This window comes from Vibrio sp. 99-70-13A1 (assembly GCF_013114625.1).
GTDB lineage: Bacteria > Pseudomonadota > Gammaproteobacteria > Enterobacterales > Vibrionaceae > Vibrio.
This window is the reverse complement of the sequence record NZ_VTXD01000093.1, coordinates 1-1,231: the sequence shown is the minus strand read 5'-3', so window position 1 is coordinate 1,231 and position 1,231 is coordinate 1. Positions and strand designations below refer to the sequence as shown.

General features: G+C 38.3%; 1 protein-coding gene. It reads right to left on the bottom strand.

The window, feature by feature from the left end:
* Positions 1-235: 235 nt before the first annotated feature.
* Positions 236-1,063: a hypothetical protein gene (locus F0226_RS22320; protein WP_171737685.1), complete on the bottom strand. Its 828-nt coding sequence runs from the start codon at positions 1,061-1,063 to the stop codon at positions 236-238.
* Positions 1,064-1,231: the final 168 nt, after the last annotated feature.

Below are 1,231 nucleotides of genomic sequence, written 5' to 3'. Positions count from 1 at the left end.
AAATTAAACACGCGCCCACGTAAAAGACTTGGGTATAGAACACCACTGGAGTATATTCATGCGCATCTGTAGAAAGTGTCGCACTTCAAACTTGATACTAAGTAGCATAACGCCGCGTTAAGTAGTGAGCAACGCCACCACGAAACTCAACCATACCACCGTAAACACAAAACCCAACGATAGAATGAAAAATGCCATGCGTTGGGAATCTGTCTTAAACGCTTTGTTATATGCACTACGCACTCTCTATGATTTTTTCACCATTTAATAGAAAAAGGATGAACAATAGAAATGCGATCGCTTTGAAACTGTTCTGTTTACTTACAAAGTCAGTATGAATCCCATGTAAAACACCATGACGATTAGGTAACTGCAAATTACTTTCTTTTACTTGTTTCGTATTTTTAACTAGATCACCACCTGTTTTAGACAAAAGTTCAGTATAAACCTCATTGAACATGCGTCTAAACACGCTGCCATCTTTATAATGCTGAGATAAGAGTTCTAGTGAATCTCGACTGATAAATTCATGGATCTCGTCGCCGAACTTGCGTTTGGCAACTGTGAGCTTACGTTCGTAAAGACTCGTACCAAATTTATCAAAGAATAAACCATCCGCCTGGCTAAAACACAAATGGATCGACGAACCATACAAACCTAACTCATGTGCTTTTTTTATTTCTTTAAACAAATGCGCCCTAGATGGCTGATATTCCGTTAAAGCTTTCCAATAGAACTCCCAATCTTCTTCTATTAACACAATTACTGCATCATCGAAGTTATCGTATTCGGTAATGGAATGATGAAGCCCGAAAATAAAAATTTCGTTCAAATACCACCCTCGTTCATACGCATGGTTAACCAAAAATTTCATATCCTCAGATTTCTCTGAAGGCCAATTTTTAGCTAGTTCTGAAGCTTTGAGGGTAATACCCTGTAATTGTTCTTTTAGACTCATTTCTACCTCTTGCATATAACGCCCAATTAAGTAGCTGACAACGCTACCAATACACTCAAATTTACCGCCTAAATCACTGAAGCTAAACCGAGCTGAAAATGCCAAGCGTTGGCAGTCTGCTTAAATTGCTTGTTATGTACGATGTTCCGAAATTAGCTTCCAATCAGTGGCGTTCAATACACTTTTAGGGAGGTAAATATTACGTTTCTGCATAACACCCACTGAATATGAAACCTTTAATACCGACCCTATTTCATAAGGAAGAAAACTACG